7 protein-coding genes are annotated in these 14,082 nt (G+C 70.7%); 3 read left to right on the top strand and 4 right to left on the bottom strand.

The genetic code is table 11. The features are described 5' to 3' along the window. Nucleotides 1-23: 23 nt before the first annotated feature. Nucleotides 24-6,707, top strand: a complete 6,684-nt coding sequence (locus tag CcI49_RS36845) for a toll/interleukin-1 receptor domain-containing protein (protein WP_076834257.1) — start codon at nucleotides 24-26, stop codon at nucleotides 6,705-6,707. On the opposite strand, the gene CcI49_RS36840 is transcribed toward CcI49_RS36845, so the two are convergent. Both CcI49_RS36840 and CcI49_RS36835 read right to left on the bottom strand, forming a co-directional pair. Continuing rightward, entirely contained in the window at nucleotides 6,652-7,626 is a 975-nt protein-coding gene (locus CcI49_RS36840; RefSeq protein ID WP_054571019.1) for a DUF5996 family protein, read from the bottom strand. The genes CcI49_RS36845 and CcI49_RS36840 overlap by 56 nt on opposite strands. A 163-nt stretch (nucleotides 7,627-7,789) precedes the next feature. After that, on the bottom strand, nucleotides 7,790-8,854 hold the full coding sequence (locus CcI49_RS36835; RefSeq protein WP_076834255.1) for a hypothetical protein: 1,065 nt from the start codon (nucleotides 8,852-8,854) through the stop codon (nucleotides 7,790-7,792). Nucleotides 8,855-9,311: 457 nt separating this feature from the next. Between CcI49_RS36835 and CcI49_RS36830 the strand changes: the two genes are divergently transcribed. Next, nucleotides 9,312-10,166: a DNA-formamidopyrimidine glycosylase family protein gene (locus tag CcI49_RS36830; RefSeq protein WP_076834253.1), complete on the top strand. Its 855-nt coding sequence runs from the start codon at nucleotides 9,312-9,314 to the stop codon at nucleotides 10,164-10,166. 38 nt (nucleotides 10,167-10,204) lie between these two features. On the opposite strand, the gene CcI49_RS36825 is transcribed toward CcI49_RS36830, so the two are convergent. After that, on the bottom strand, nucleotides 10,205-10,852 hold the full coding sequence (locus CcI49_RS36825; protein ID WP_054571120.1) for a TetR/AcrR family transcriptional regulator: 648 nt from the start codon (nucleotides 10,850-10,852) through the stop codon (nucleotides 10,205-10,207). A 214-nt stretch (nucleotides 10,853-11,066) separates the two neighbouring features. On the opposite strand from CcI49_RS36825, the gene CcI49_RS36820 reads away from it, so the two are divergent. After that, nucleotides 11,067-12,050 (top strand): aquaporin, encoded by a 984-nt coding sequence (locus CcI49_RS36820; RefSeq protein WP_076834250.1) that lies wholly within the window; start codon nucleotides 11,067-11,069, stop codon nucleotides 12,048-12,050. A 97-nt stretch (nucleotides 12,051-12,147) separates the two neighbouring features. Here the strand turns inward: CcI49_RS36820 and CcI49_RS36815 are convergent. Further along, nucleotides 12,148-14,082: ATP-binding protein (locus CcI49_RS36815; protein WP_076834247.1), on the bottom strand; the 1,935-nt coding region annotated here is incomplete at its 5' end.

The following is a 14,082-nucleotide window of genomic DNA, read 5'->3' as shown; positions in this document are numbered from 1 at the left end:
TCACGTGCTGACATACTCGGCCTGTGCTCGACGGGGGTCACGACACCACAGATTCGGCCGATCGCTGGGACTTCTTCGTCTCCTACACGCAGGCCGATCGTGCCTGGGCGGAGTGGATCGCCTGGCAGCTCGAAGCCGGCGGATATCGGGTTCTTCTCCAGGCGTGGGACATGGTCGCCGGTACCAACTGGGCGCATGCCATGCAGAACGGCATCAGGCATTCGGCCCGCACCGTCGCCGTGCTCTCCGCCGCCTATCTGGAGTCCGCCTACGGCACGCAGGAATGGCAGGCCGCAGTGGCGGCGGATCCGGACAGTGCTCGGCGCAGGCTGATCCCTGTCCGGGTGGCGGACTGTGCCCGCCCCGGCCTACTCGGGCAGGTCGTGTCCTTCGACCTGTTCGGAGTGTCGGAGGAGCATGCCCGCCGTGAGCTGATGGCGCGGGTCAAGGAGTCGATCGCGGGCCGAGCCAAACCGGCCAGCGAACCGCTGTTTCCCGGTGCGCCTGTGGCAGCGTCCGGGCTGCGTGTCGTGCCGGCATCCGCGGTCTCGCCCGCTTTTCCTGGAGCCGGAGTCGGCGACCTCGTGCCCGTTTTGCCGGAACGGCCGGCGGAATTCCATGCGTTGCTTATCGGCGTCCCGTCGTATGAGGACGATCGGCTGCCCGGTCTGCCGTGGCTGTCGGGCATGCTCGACACGGCCGCAGAGAAACTGGAGTCCGTCGGCTACCGGACGGAGATCCACGACCGTTCCCGGATGGGCGCGGGCGCGGTGAAGGCGGCCGTCCACAGCTTTCTGCGTGGCGCAGCGCCCGGTTCCACGCTGCTTCTTCTGCTCGCTGGGCATGCCGTGCACCGTGCCGGCGAAGGCGCGGCCGCCGGCCGGGACTATCTCGTTCCGGCGGATGCCACCGTGGGATACCAGCCCTTCTGGGATCTGTGCGTTCCCGTCGACTGGTCCGGGCCGCTCGCCCGCACCGCCGCCGCACGGGTCCTGGTCCTCGTCGACGGGGACGCCGGATTCGACGATGACGTCCACGATCTGGTCACGGACAGGGGCTGGGGAACTGGCCACCTCGACCCGGCGACGGGCGTCGACGTCGCCTACCTCTACCGCGGGCCGGCCGCGGCCGGGGCGGGCGGCCATGGCGAGCCCCCGGCGCCCGCCGCGCCAACCACGGATCCTGCCGCACGACGGTCGCTCACCCGGGCGCTGGTGGACATTCTCTCCGCCGGACCGTGCCCGGGCACTCTCGGGGAACTGCATACCGCGCTTGACCGAGCGATGTCCCCTCCTGCCGAACACCCCCCGGCCTGCGCACCAACCGGGCGGCGAGGCATGCCCGACCAGCCCCGCCTACCGAGGCAGCGCCCCGCAGGCGGGGCCAGGGACGAGGATCCCGGGTACGAGAACGACCACTGTCTGCTGCGCCCGGTGTCGTCCTGTGATCCGCTGCGGTTCCGCCCCTTCCCGATAGCACCCGGCGGCGACGGGGCCGCAGCTCCTGAGCACGCCTGGGTGGCCGCCGCCGACCGGCACCAGGCATGGGAGCGGGCATCCGACAATCCGGTCACAGCCTCGCTGCGGGCGGCTACCTGCGCTTTGGTTGGCCGCCTCGGCCGGGCCTACGACGAGGCGGCTGCGGTCCTGGCGGAGGACCCCTGGCACGACCCGGATCTCGCCCGCCGGATGGCCCGCCGGGTCGAGTTCCTCGTAGGCAAGCTTCCCACCGGGCCGGAGGAACTGTCCGCTGCCGAGTCGGCGCTGCTCGTTGCCGGGCCCTATCTGCACCAGACCGTGTGGACGCTGCTCGTCGCCCGGGCCACCGTCGCCCACCCGGGCTCGGCCGATGTTCTGAGCGGTCGGGCCAACCGCGGCGAGTTCGATGCCTTCACCCGCACCCACCCCCGGCTCAGTCGCCGGATCGAGCGGGCGCGGCTGTCCGGGGACCAGCCCTCCGCCGCGTCCGTCACCTGGTGGCTTGCCCACAAGCTGTGTGAGTCCACGGTGACAGCCAGGTGGGAGTCCGTGCTGCGAGAGGTGCTGCCAGGCCCCACCGCTGACGGTGCTCAGGAGACGCTCGTCGCCGAGGTTTTCTGCCCCGAGCGGATAGCGGAGATCCTCACCTGCCTGCGCGCCGCTCCCACGTTCCTGAACCAGTCCGGAAGGACCGGGGCACTGCGCGACCTGGTGACGGTCGCCCCGGCGACGAGTGAGGAGTCGCCGCTGCGGGAGCGGCTAGTCGCCTACCTGCTCGCCGTCGGCCAGAAGATGGCGCTGGAGCTCGCCGCGCTGCCGCCCGTGCTCGTGGAGCACCTCGGGGTCGCAGACGCGGTCGACCTGGCTGAGGTCCGCTCGGCCCTGCGCCGCGCCGAATGGCAGGGCCGGGGCCGCTCAACCCGCGTGCTGTCGGCCGAGTGCCGCCATCCGGCCACGCAGATCGCCCTGGAACGGTATGCCGCAGGCCTGGACGCCCTGCTCGCGGAGGCACACCGGGCGACCGCCGAGATCCCTGCGCTGGCCGGGCTGCCGACCCACGCCACCGCCGACGGGGTCCATGCCGCCGAGATCGACGGGCACCCGGCCTATGCTTCCGCCGGTGCCCAGTTCCGCCTCGCCGAGGACAGGGTGCAGGAGCTGCTCATGGGCGAGCAGCTCTACGAGAACCGGGCACTGGCCGTGCGCGAGCTCTACCAGAACGCCCTTGACGCCTGCCGTTACCGCCAGGCGCGTACCCAGTACCTGGAACGGACCGCGGGGCGCCCGTCAGGTTGGACGGGCCGGATCGACTTCCGACAGGGCTTCGAAGCGGACGGGACGCCCTTCATCGAGTGCCGAGACAACGGCATCGGCATGGGCTTCCGGGAGATCGCCGATGTGTTCGCCGAAGCCGGTACGCGCACGGTCGACCTCCCTGAAGCCGTCGAGGAAATGGGCCGTTGGGCGGCCTGCGACCCGCCGGTCGAGTTCCACCCGAACAGCCGTTTCGGGGTCGGCGTGCTGAGCTATTTCATGATCGCGGATGAGATCCGGGTCGAGACCTGCCGCCTCGGGCCGGACGGGCGGCCCGGCGAGCTGCTGCGGGTCACGATCGCCGGCCCCGGCAACCTGTTCCGCATCGAGCCGCTGGGCCCGGGGCGGGACAGCGGCACCAGCGTGCGGCTGTATCTGAGCCGGGACCCGGAGCGGCCATCGATCTCCTGCGTGGACATCCTGCGCCGCATCCTGTGGGTCGCCGAGTTCGAAACCCACGCCGCCGAGGGCGCCGCACTGGAGCACTGGCCCGCCGGCCAGCTCGCCCCGTCCGCGCCGGTCGGGCGGACAGACCCACCGTACGATCAGCTTGGCCGACTGACGACACAGATCGTGAGTGCTGGCCATGGTGTGTGGTGGTGCAACGGCGTCGGCGCGATACTCGCCGACGGGTTGTGGGTGGGCGAGGCGGTGTTTGGGGTGGTGCTCGACCTGACCGGCCCACTCGTGCCCGAGCTGTCGGTCGACCGTAACAAGATTAGAAAGCTGCTCGACGAGCCGGCGGTGGACGCTCTGTTGTCCGCTGCGATACCGGTCCTGCGCGCGTCTGATGTGCTGGAGGTGACGGTCGACTGGCTCATCGCCTTCGGGTACTCGTTCCCCCTGGCCGCTGACGCGGTACTCGAGGCCATGGCAGCCGACGGTGAATCCTGGGATGGGGTGGGCGGCGTCCGGGTGCCGGTCGCGCGTACCGGCCTGATCGCTATTGACAGCGTGCTGGGACCGGTTGCGGGAAGGACCGGCCACCCGACAGCCCGATCAGGAACCTCATTCCTTCAGACTGCTCACGTGCCCGACGCATCGTTCTTCGTGCGGATGGCGGACTGGGTAAATGCTGAGCATTATTTCCCGGTCGCCCAATCGAGCCCTGATGATTCCAGTCGGGTGGTTCCCAGTGACTTCGCGACTCTGACAATGGTTGTTCTTAGCTGGCGCTGGATGGTCCCGGTGCGTTTCCGCGCTTTCGTGGCCTTCACGGCCGGCAGGTTGCGTTGTCCGCCGAGAGCGGTCGGCCGGCGGATGCGCCGACTTGGTTACCAGGTGCCCAGTCTCAATGGTGTCGAAGGGGCCGAGATCACCGAACTTGATCAGGCGCTTCTGAGTACACGGCTTGACGGCGGGGTGCCCCTCCAGACGTGGGACTCCAGAAATGATGTGATAGCTCCCGGCCATGTCATCGCCGCCGCGGGTCGGCTGTTGATGTCCTGGGGTCAGATCGTCGACCGTCTGCGCACGCTTGGTCTCGTGGTGTGGCCGCAGCCCGTCGATCTAGTGGATGTGGCTCCGATGGATCTGGCTCTACTGAGCGAAGGGCTTGACGGGCGATATCCCTGGCATTCGGCGGGCCGGGTCAGCCTGGCCCACATCTTCCGCTCGGCGTTGCACACCGAGTCAGGTTTCGCGGAGGTCTGCGCTCGGTTGCGCCGATTTGGCTACCGGACGCCCAGGATTGATGTGGGAGGCCAGCGCGGATTGGGTGAGCGGGACGCCTTCATTGTCAGCCGAGATTCGGCTGGCGCGCTCGGCACCGTTCCGATTCCCACAAGCTACCTGACCGGACTGCGCTCGGAGAGCCCTGGTGGTCGCGACGCCGCTGTCGCGCGTCTGCGTGAGCTTGGTTTTCCTGTGGCGCGCTCGCTGCGTCTGCCGAGCGACTCGCGAGCCGGCATCATCGACCGTATCCAGGGCATCAACGAACTTCACCCACTGTGGACGACGGGCGCGCCTGTGGACCGAGCTCATCTGCTCCTCGTCGCGAATGCCACCAGGATGTCCTTCCCGGCACTCGTGACACTGCTCAGTAAGGAAGGTTACGCGACGGCGCATGTACCCGAGCCGAGAGCATCGCGCGTTGCGCGAATTTCCGAGATCAATTCCCTTCTGCTGGCAGATATCTCGCGGGTCGGCCGCTGCGAGATTCGCCATCTCCTGAATATGGCTGGCGCGACCGGTCTTCCCGTCGAAACGTCGCTCGCCCTCCTCGCGGAGGTAGGTGTCGCAACGCCGGATATCGAAGACCTGGAAATAACGAATGACGACGGAATCATCCTCAGTCGTTCCCTTGACGGTGCTGCGGACCTTGCGAGAGAAGACGATTTCGTTCCGGCCGCACAAGTCCGGGCGGCCGCGACCCGCCTGCGCCGTGAACCCGAGGACGTCGCGCGGCGGCTGCGCCAGCTTGGCCTGGCAACCGCCGATCCGGCGGGATGGGCGGCGTCACCCGTTCGTCCGGAAGACATCGCCCAGCTAGCCCGGGACTTTGACGACCACCTGGCATTTCTCCCCGACGGGAGCGTCGCCGCGGCGCATGTCATGCGCGTCGCAGCGCGCACAGGCGAGGCGCCGCGGACCATCGCCAGCCGGCTTCACGAGCTTGGTTTCGACGTCGACGTCGTGGCGGAGCGTGAACTGACTGCGGACGAGGAATGCGCGGTTGTCGACCTGCTTGACGTGACCGATGAACCCGGCTTCGGACATGGATGGGCTGGCCTGAGCCGTGCGAGTATTCTTGCCACCTCCTACCGTGATTCCATCCGGCACCGTTCGAGCGGCCCGAGTGCCCGACATGCATGCCAGCCGGAGCAAATGGCCGCCTGGGTCGGTACGCTGGGTGCCGGCCTCGACGGATATGCCGGCGTCCGCTTCCCCGAGGACCTGGGCTTCGACGACGTCGACCTACTGAGCTGGGCGCTGGACGGGGAGCCGCCATGGTTGGCGGACGACGCGATCAGCCTCGGCCATGTTCTGGCCGCCGCCGGCATCACCGGCCGGTCGCCGCACGAGATCGCAGGCCGGCTGAGGCACCTGGGCTTCACCCTGGCTGATCTCCCGGGCCGGACGCCGGACGACGTGGACTCCGTCGACGTCATACTGCTCAGCAGGTTCCTGGACGGTATGGCACCTCGGCTGACGGACCATCAGGTACCGCTCGCCCACATCTACCATGCCGCCTGCGTTCTCTCGTGTGATGCGGCAGAGATCCGGGAGCGGCTCGACCGGTTGGGCCTGGAAGCACCCGGTGAGGTGGCGGAGCTCTCCCCGCAGACCCGCCCCCTGGCAACCGTCGCGTTTCACCGCACGGACACCGCCGCGTTGGGAGYCAACCGGCTGTCACCAGCGCAGATCCTGGGTGTTGCTCAGTTCAACGGGCGTGATCCGCGAAGCGTCTGCGAGTCGTTCGCCGGGCTTGGCCTGTCTGTTCCTGAGGCGGACGAGATGCCGGCCCTCCCGGTGACCGCGCTCACTGCCCAGGACGCCATCCTGCTGAGCGCATGCCTCGACGGGCGAGGCCCCTGGCTGGGCCGACGTCCCGCGCCGCTCGCCCACGTCGTCGCTGCGGCCGGGTATCTGCGGTGGTCGCAACGGCGTGTCGTGGGCCGGCTGGTGGAGCTTGGCTGCGCCGGGCCGGTGCTGGCGGACACCGCACTCGACACCCTCGTAAACGGCATGGATCGGCAGCTCGCGGCGCTCCTCACCGACGCGTCCGGTGCGTACGTGGATCGGACGGTCTCGCGTGCCGAGGTGCTCGCGGCCTCCTTCCGGTTCCGTTGGTCCCCGGCGCGGATCGCCGAGCGCATGATCGAACTGGGATTCGAAGTTCCGTGTGCCGCGTCACTGATCAACGGGCAGGCGCTGTTGCGTGCGCCGCGGAGCCCAGCAGGACCGGGTCGGTGACGCCGCCGGGGGAGGCGTAGCGGTCGATGTCCCAGCCGGCGAGGACGGCCCCGGCCTGGTAGGCGTCGCCGAGGAACTGCAGGACGGCGCTGCACCGCTGGGCGTCCGAACCCGGGGCCAGGGCCGACAGCGGAAGGACCGCGAGGTGGCTGCCGCCGCGTTCGAGCCAGCGCGCGCCCGTCGGGTGCAGGCGGGTCTCGGCGAGGCCGGGTGGCTCCGGGCTGGTGTAGGAGTAGAAGGCGGGTTCGGGCAGGGACTTGTCGCCGAACCAGAAGCCCGAGCTGATGACCTCCCGGGAGTAGGCCTCCCTGGTGACCGGGTCGGTGCTCGGCCCCTGTTCGACGGCACGGTCGCGGAAGCGGGTGTGCGCGACGTCGAACGTGTGCCAGAAGTGGTGCACCGGGCTGACCTTGCCGCTGAACCCGGCGGCGAACTCCTCCAGGATGAGGACGGCCTGGCTGAGCGTCTGCCAGTAGCGCAGGGCCATCGCGGGGTCGTAGGCGGCGTGCTCGGTGTCCTCGGCGAAGGGGCGCCCGGCGTCGGTCAGGTCGAAGGGGTGCGGGTGCTCGAGCCGCACGGTCACGCCGATGTCGCGCAGGGCCTCCATCAGCTCGGTGTAGAAGGAGGCGACGGACCTGCCGGCGAGCGGGAGGGTGATCCGCTCCCCGTCGAGGCTGTGGACGGCCAGCTCGTGCGAAACGAAGTCGAAGTCGATGGTGAAGATCGGGTTGCCGTCGACCTGCCCCATCGGCCGTGACGTCACGCCGCGCCCGGTGAGGTGGAAGGGCACGTTCCACCAGTGGTTGCGGCGCTGACTGGCGGCCAGCCGGATCTTCCCGACCACCTGGAGATAACGGTGCAGTGTTTGCTGGGTGCCAGCCCAGGCTGACAGCGGGATGGACGGCAGCATCTCGACCATGCGGACTCCCCGGATCGATTACCCGATGTAATCAGATTGAGACAGTCGGGTCACCTTGGCAACCGGGCGACGTTCCGGGCGACCTTGCGAGCGACGTTCCGGGAGACCTTCGGCAAGGCCTTCCGCGAGGCCCCTGACCTGGGCGTTTATGGTTCGGTGCCGACTACATCCTGGTGCCGACGGCCATCAGGCCGAGCATGCCGAGGGCAACGATGATCACGGCGATGGTCATCGTCGTCGCCACCCGGACGGAGCGCTGCTCGGCGAGGTCGGCGCGGGCGGCGGCGGTCTCGTACTCGTACGGGCAGCGGGTGGAGTAGTGGTTGTCGTTCCGGCTGTTCGTGACCCGGCCCGGCAGCGGGGTGGACGGCACGACCACGCCGTTCGGGCCCTGCGAGCCGTGCACGGCGGACGGGCGGCTGCCCGCGGGGCGCTGGCCCGGCTCGCAGATCGTGTGCCAGCGTCGCAGGTCCGGCCGGATCGACGTGACGAACGAACGCGGCAGGTCGGACGAGTCGAGGTCGGCGAGGTCGGCGAGTTCGGGGATGTCCGGCAGGCTCGTCGTACCGGGGATATCGGGGAGCCCCGGCATCCCGGGCATCCCGGGCATCCCGGGTACCGAGACGCCGGGCGCGAAGTCGGCGATGCCCTGGCTGGCCGCTTCGGCCGCTTCGGCCGCGGCGGGTGCCTGCGCCGGTAGGGGAGTGGCTGCGGGCGACGGAACGGGTGCGCGGCCTGGGGCTGCGGCCGGGGTGAGGCCTGGGACCGGGGTCGACCCGACGGGGGTCGCGGATCGGATACCGCGCAGGCCGGACCCACCGGAGCGGATGCGGCTGGCGCGCGGGCCGCGGCGCTCCGAGCTGATGATGTCCTCGCCCGGACCGAGGCGTTCGAGCCCGAGGCGTTCGAGTCCCAGACGTTCGACTCCGAGGCGTTCCGGGGCGCGATGCACCGGCCCGAGCCCGCTGGGACGTCCGCGTCCCGGCCCGCGCCGAAAGGCGTCGGGGTCGATCACATCGCGGGGGCGGGGAATCCGCACAGTGCGGTCGATCGGTGCGTCGGACGAGATCGGGCTGGCCGGGTGGACCGGGCCGGCGAGTCCGGTCGCGTCGGCGGAATCGGCTGGATCGAACTGGTCCCGATGCGCCTGGAAGGGCATCGGCTGGAAGGGCACCGGCCGCGTGGCGGGGCCGATTGGTAGCTCGCCGGTTCCGCTTTCTCCGCCCATCGGTGACCGCTCCGTTCTGTAGGTGGCCCGGTACCCGCCGGCAGCTGCTTCACTGGCTGACGCACCTGGCCGGATGTCGACCGGTGCGTCGCCGGGAGCTCGCCGCCACCGTCGCCCGCCAACCCCCCGTTGGGGGTAGTGCGAACGTAGATGTTCACCTGTGATCGGGTAAGCCTTGTGCCAGGTGGGCATGGAAGAAGCGGATTCAGCCGTCAGAACGGCGCAACCTTTTTCATTTCACCCAATTGCGTCCACACATCGCGGACGGCCTATCGCGCGAGCATTAGTTCGCCCTTTGTGACAGTGCTCACCAAAATTCTTTTCAGGTGGCGGCGGCGACGTCGGAGTTGCCGGAGCCGGCGGAGCGCTGCCGGCGGACGGCGGAGCGCTGCCGCCGGTTGCCGCGCGTCGCCGCCCGGATCGGGAGGACGGCCGGGATCGGTATGCTCTGCGGGCCATGCCCGAAGGACACACTGTGCGCAGACTGGCCGACACCCACCAGCGGATGTTCGGCGGGCGGCCGGTGCGCGTCGAGAGCCCGCAGGGCCGCTTCGCCGACGGGGCGGGCCTGCTCGACGGCCGGGTGCTGGCGCAGGCCGAGGCGTACGGCAAGCATCTGCTGCTCCGCTTCGACGACGAGCGAGTCCTGCACGTCCACCTCGGGATCTACGGCAAGTACCAGCTGGGCCCGGCTCCGGCACCGGAGCCGACGGGTGCCGTCCGGCTGCGGCTGACGTCCGACACCGGTTACGCGGACCTGCGCGGGCCGAACGCCTGCGAACTGCTGGAGCCCGGCGAGGTGAAGGCGCTGCTCGACCGGCTGGGGCCGGACCCGCTGCGCCCGGGCGCAGACCCGGAGCCGGCGTGGCGGCGCATCGGGCGCAGCCGCACATCGGTCGCCCAGCTGCTGATGGACCAGGCGGTGGTCGCCGGGCCCGGCAACATCTACCGGGCCGAGGTGCTGTTCCGGGCGGGCGTCGACCCGTATCTGCCCGGCCGCGACCTCACCCGGGCGCAGTGGGAGCTGATCTGGTCCGACCTCGTCGAGCTGATGGCGGACGGGGTGCGGGCCGGGCGGATCGACACCGTGCGCCCGGAGCACACCCCGGAGGCGATGGGACGTCCGCCGCGGGTCGACGAGCATGGCGGCGAGGTGTACGTGTATCGCCGAGCCGGGCAGCTGTGCCTGGTCTGCGAGGCGGAGGTGCGGACGGCCCGGCTGTCGGCGCGCAACCTGTTCTGGTGCCCGCGGTGCCAGCCCCGGCGGGACGGGTCAGGGCCGCAGCGCCCGTACGAACGGCGCGGCGGGTAGGAACGCGGCGCGTAGGAACGCAGCGCGTAGGAACAGGGTCAGGGGCGTAGTGCCCGTAGGAACAGCCGCACCAGCTCCCGGGTGTGGCGTTCCTGTTCCTCGGGTGGGCGCACGATGCCGAACGAGGCGAGCCGGGCGGGGGCGCCGGAGACCATGCCGAGGAAGTGCTCGGCGAGGGCGTCCGGGTCGTCGGCGGCGATTGAGCCGGTGGCGCGGTGCCGGCGCAGCAGGTCGGCGACGAGCTGCTGGCGGGGCCAGACCGCCACGGTCTGGCTGCGGCGGGCCAGCTCGGGGAACCGGGAGACGTGGCTGATGGCGATCCGGCTGAACTTGATCATGGTCGGGTCGACGGCGCGCCGGACCGCCGCGTCGGCGATCGCGGTCAGGGCGCCCTCCAGATCGTCGAGGTCGGGCGGCGGCGGCTCGGGCACGGGCCAGTCCCGGCGCATGATCGCCCACTCGAACACCGCGCTGAAGACGGCCTCCTTGCTGGGATACCGGGCGTAGAGGGAGGCCTTGGTGGTGCCGGCGGCGCGGGCGATCGCGTCCATGGACGTGCCCTCGTAGCCGAGGTCGAGGAAGAGCCGCAGGGCATGTTCACGGACGACCTCGTTGAGCCGTTCGGTCTCCTCCCGGCTGGGCCGACCTCCCCGGCGAGGCCGTGCCTGCGGCGGGGGCGACGACATCACGCCCTGCAGTGTGGCAGACGGTGCCCGGGGCGCCGAGACCTCGCGTCCGGTGCGTATCACCCGACGGGTTCTAAAAATCGCGCTATGCGATATCCGGGTTGATGTTTAGGGCTGGTCGACGTTTTGCTTCACCCTCAGTGGGTGAACCAGATACTACGGGTATCCGTCCCGTCGCAGGTGAACGTTCGTTTTGAATCGGGCGGGGGAGGCAATGAGACGTTTTGTCGCCGAAGGGCTCGGCACCTTCGCATTGGTGCTGGCCGGTGTCGGCACGGCTGTGCTTGGCGGCATGGGCGTGGGAGTTCTCGAGATCTCGCTGGCGTTCGGGCTGGCACTCGTGGCGCTGGTCTACACGATCGGGCCGATCTCCGGGTGCCATGTCAATCCGGCGGTCACGGTGGGCCTGCTCGCCGCCCGCCGCATCGGGCCCCGGGTCGCGGCCGGCTACATCGTCGCGCAGTGCATCGGCGCGATCATCGCCGCCGGGGTCGTGTGGTTCATAGCCGATACCAACGCCGTCGGCTATTCCGCGTCCGCGCAGGGGCTGGGTGCCAACGGCTTCGGGGCGCACTCGCCGGGCGGGTTCGGCTGGGCCGGAGCGTTCGTCATCGAGATCCTGGTGACCGGGCTGCTGGTACTGGCGGTGCTCGTCGCCACCGACCTGTGGGCGCCGCTCGGCGTCGCCGGGCTGGCCATCGGCGTCACGCTGGCCGCCGCCAACCTGATCGCGATTCCGGTCGACGGCGCGTCTGTGAACCCGGCCCGCAGCCTCGGGCCGGCGGTGTTCGTCGGCGGCTGGGCGCTGAGCCAGCTCTGGTTGTTCATCGTCGCGCCGGTGATCGGAGCGTTGCTGGCGGTGGCCGTGCACTCCGTGCTGCGGCCCCCGTGGCAGGTGCGTCCGAAGCTCGCCACCCCGTTGCCCGACGAGTCGCTGCACGAGATCGCGCGGGAGACGGCGCGTCTCATCGGCAACGGCCACGGCGAGGGCGACGGCCATGGCCATGGCGTGCGTGTCGGTGCGGGTGTCAGCAGCGACAGGGACGGTGCGCGCGCCAGCGGCGACGGTGCCCGGACCCGAGCGGGAGCGGGAGCGGGCGACTTCGACGGGGCGCCACTGGGCTCCACCGGGCGTCTGGGCTCTACCGGGCGTCTGAGCTCCACCGGGCGTTCCGAGGTCGATCGCGGACCGCGTTGATGTTGATGACGAAGGGCCGGGCCGGGAAGGCCCGGCCCTTCCTTCGCGATCTTCGGCTCGCTTGGTCCTGCCTGGTTCGTTCAGGCCCGGGTTCGGGCTACGGCTCGGGCCCGCGTTCTGGCTCTGGCTCTGGCTCGGCGGCGGTCGGCAGCGAGAGCACCATGGTCAGGCCGCCGCCGGGTGTCTCGTCCGGGGTCAGGTTGCCGCCCATTGCCTCGGCGAGCCCGCGCGACAGTGCCAGGCCCAGCCCGACCCCGGTGGTGTTGTCCCGGTCGCCGAGCCGCTGGAACGGCTGGAAGACGTCGTCGCGAGCCGCCGCCGGGATGCCGGGCCCGCGGTCGATCACCCGCAGCTCGACGCGGTGCCCCAGCGCGCTGGCGGTGATCGTCGGCGGCTGGTCGGCGGGCGCGTACCGCAGCGCATTGGCTACCAGGTTGACGATCACCCGCTCCAGCAGGGCCGGGTCGGCCAGGACGGCGGGCAGATCATCCGGTATGCGCACCGTGACCGTGTCCGCCTGCGGGCCGATCTCGTCCAGGGCCGGCGGCACGATGTCGTCCAGGCCGGTCACGTGCGGGAAGACGCTCAGCGCGCCGGCCTGCAGGCGGGACATGTCGAGCAGGTTCTCGACCAGGCGGGCGAGCTTGTCCAGGGATTCGTCGGCGGTGGCGAGGAGCTCGGCGCGTTCGTCGTCGGTGAGGTCGAGGTCCTGCTCGCGCAGCCCGTTGATGGCCGCCCCGGCCGCGGCCAGCGGGGTACGCAGATCGTGGCTGACGGCCGTGAGCAGTGCGGTGCGGACCTTGTCGGCCGCCGCGATCGGCGCGGCCTGGGCGGCCGCGGCGCGCAGCCGGTGCTGGTCGAGCGCGGCGGCGGCCTGAGCGGCGAACGCGGTGAGAATGCGCCGGTCGGCGGCGGGCAGGGCACGCCCCGCCAGCGTCAGCCGCAGGCCGTCGCGGATGGGTATGTCGACCTCGGTGCCGGCATCGACTTCAACCCCGGCACCGGCATCGACCGCAATGTCGGTGCCGGTTTTGGCGTCGACGCCGGTGTCGGTGGTGCGGATGCCGGCGTCGCCCGGCTGGGAGGTGTCGGCGTGGACGGACATGACCGGGCGCCACCGCTCACCGGCGGGCTGGTCCCCATCGGTGCGCTCGAGCAGTGTCACCGAGGTCATCCCGAAGGTCTCCCGCGCCTGCGCGAGGAGCGCGGGCAGCGCGTCCTCTCCGCGCAGGACGCTGCCGGCCAGCACCGACAGGGTGGCGGCCTCGGCCGAGGCGCGCACCGCCTGCTCGTAGCGTCGGGCGGAGGTGGCCACCACCCGGCTGACGAGGCTGGCGACCAGCACGAAGCCGAGCAGGGCCAGAACGTTGTCGCCGTCCGCGATCCGCCACTCGGTGACCGGAGCCGTGAAGAAGTAGTTGAGCAGCAGGGAGCTGGCGACCGCGCACAGCAGCGCCGGTCCGAACCCGCCGACCAGCGCGACGACGATCACGACCAACAGGTAGGTGAGCATCTCGGTGGCCTGGTTGAACGTGCCGCGGGTGGCGTCGAGCCCGGCGGTGACCGCGGGGAGCAGAGCCGCGGTGAGCAGCATCGCCACGATCCGGCGGCGCGGCGCGAGCGCCGTGCGCCGGCCGGGCAGATGACGCCCCGATCGCCGGGCGCTGCCAGCAGCCGTGGCGCGTCCGGCGGTTCCGGAACGTCCGGCGGTTCCGGTACGTCCGGTAGTGCCGGTGGTGCCGGTGCCTCCCGTGGTGTCGGCGGTGCCGGTCGGCTGTTCGGGCCAGGGCGCGGCGTCCTCGTCCAGCGGGAGGGGACGGTGCCCCCAGGCCTGCGCGTGGGTGACCATGTGGACGTCGATCGGGCCGGACAGGCTCGTCGTCGTCGAACCGATGCCTGGGCTGAGCATCCGTGCCAGCCGGCCGCGGCGGCTGGCGCCGAGTACGAGCTGGGTGGCGTTGGCGGCGCGGGCGAAGTCGAGGAGTGCGGTGGGGACGTCGTCGCCGATGACCTGGTGGTAGCTGCCGCCGAG

This window comes from Frankia sp. CcI49, assembly GCF_001983215.1.
In the GTDB taxonomy this organism is placed as follows: domain Bacteria; phylum Actinomycetota; class Actinomycetes; order Frankiales; family Frankiaceae; genus Parafrankia; species Parafrankia irregularis.
The sequence above is the reverse complement of the archived record's forward strand: the minus strand, read 5'-3'. Positions and strand labels throughout refer to the sequence as shown.

What these genes read in the sequence shown, in the direction of transcription:
- CcI49_RS36825 (WP_054571120.1), bottom strand. Translation starts at nt 10,852, where the DNA reads ATGTCGTCGCCCCCGCCGCAGGCACGGCCTCGCCGGGGAGGTCGGCCC.
- CcI49_RS36840 (WP_054571019.1), bottom strand. Translation starts at nt 7,626, where the DNA reads ATGGTCGAGATGCTGCCGTCCATCCCGCTGTCAGCCTGGGCTGGCACC.
- CcI49_RS36830 (WP_076834253.1), top strand. Translation starts at nt 9,312, where the DNA reads ATGCCCGAAGGACACACTGTGCGCAGACTGGCCGACACCCACCAGCGG.
- CcI49_RS36820 (WP_076834250.1), top strand. Translation starts at nt 11,067, where the DNA reads ATGAGACGTTTTGTCGCCGAAGGGCTCGGCACCTTCGCATTGGTGCTG.
- CcI49_RS36835 (WP_076834255.1), bottom strand. Translation starts at nt 8,854, where the DNA reads ATGGGCGGAGAAAGCGGAACCGGCGAGCTACCAATCGGCCCCGCCACG.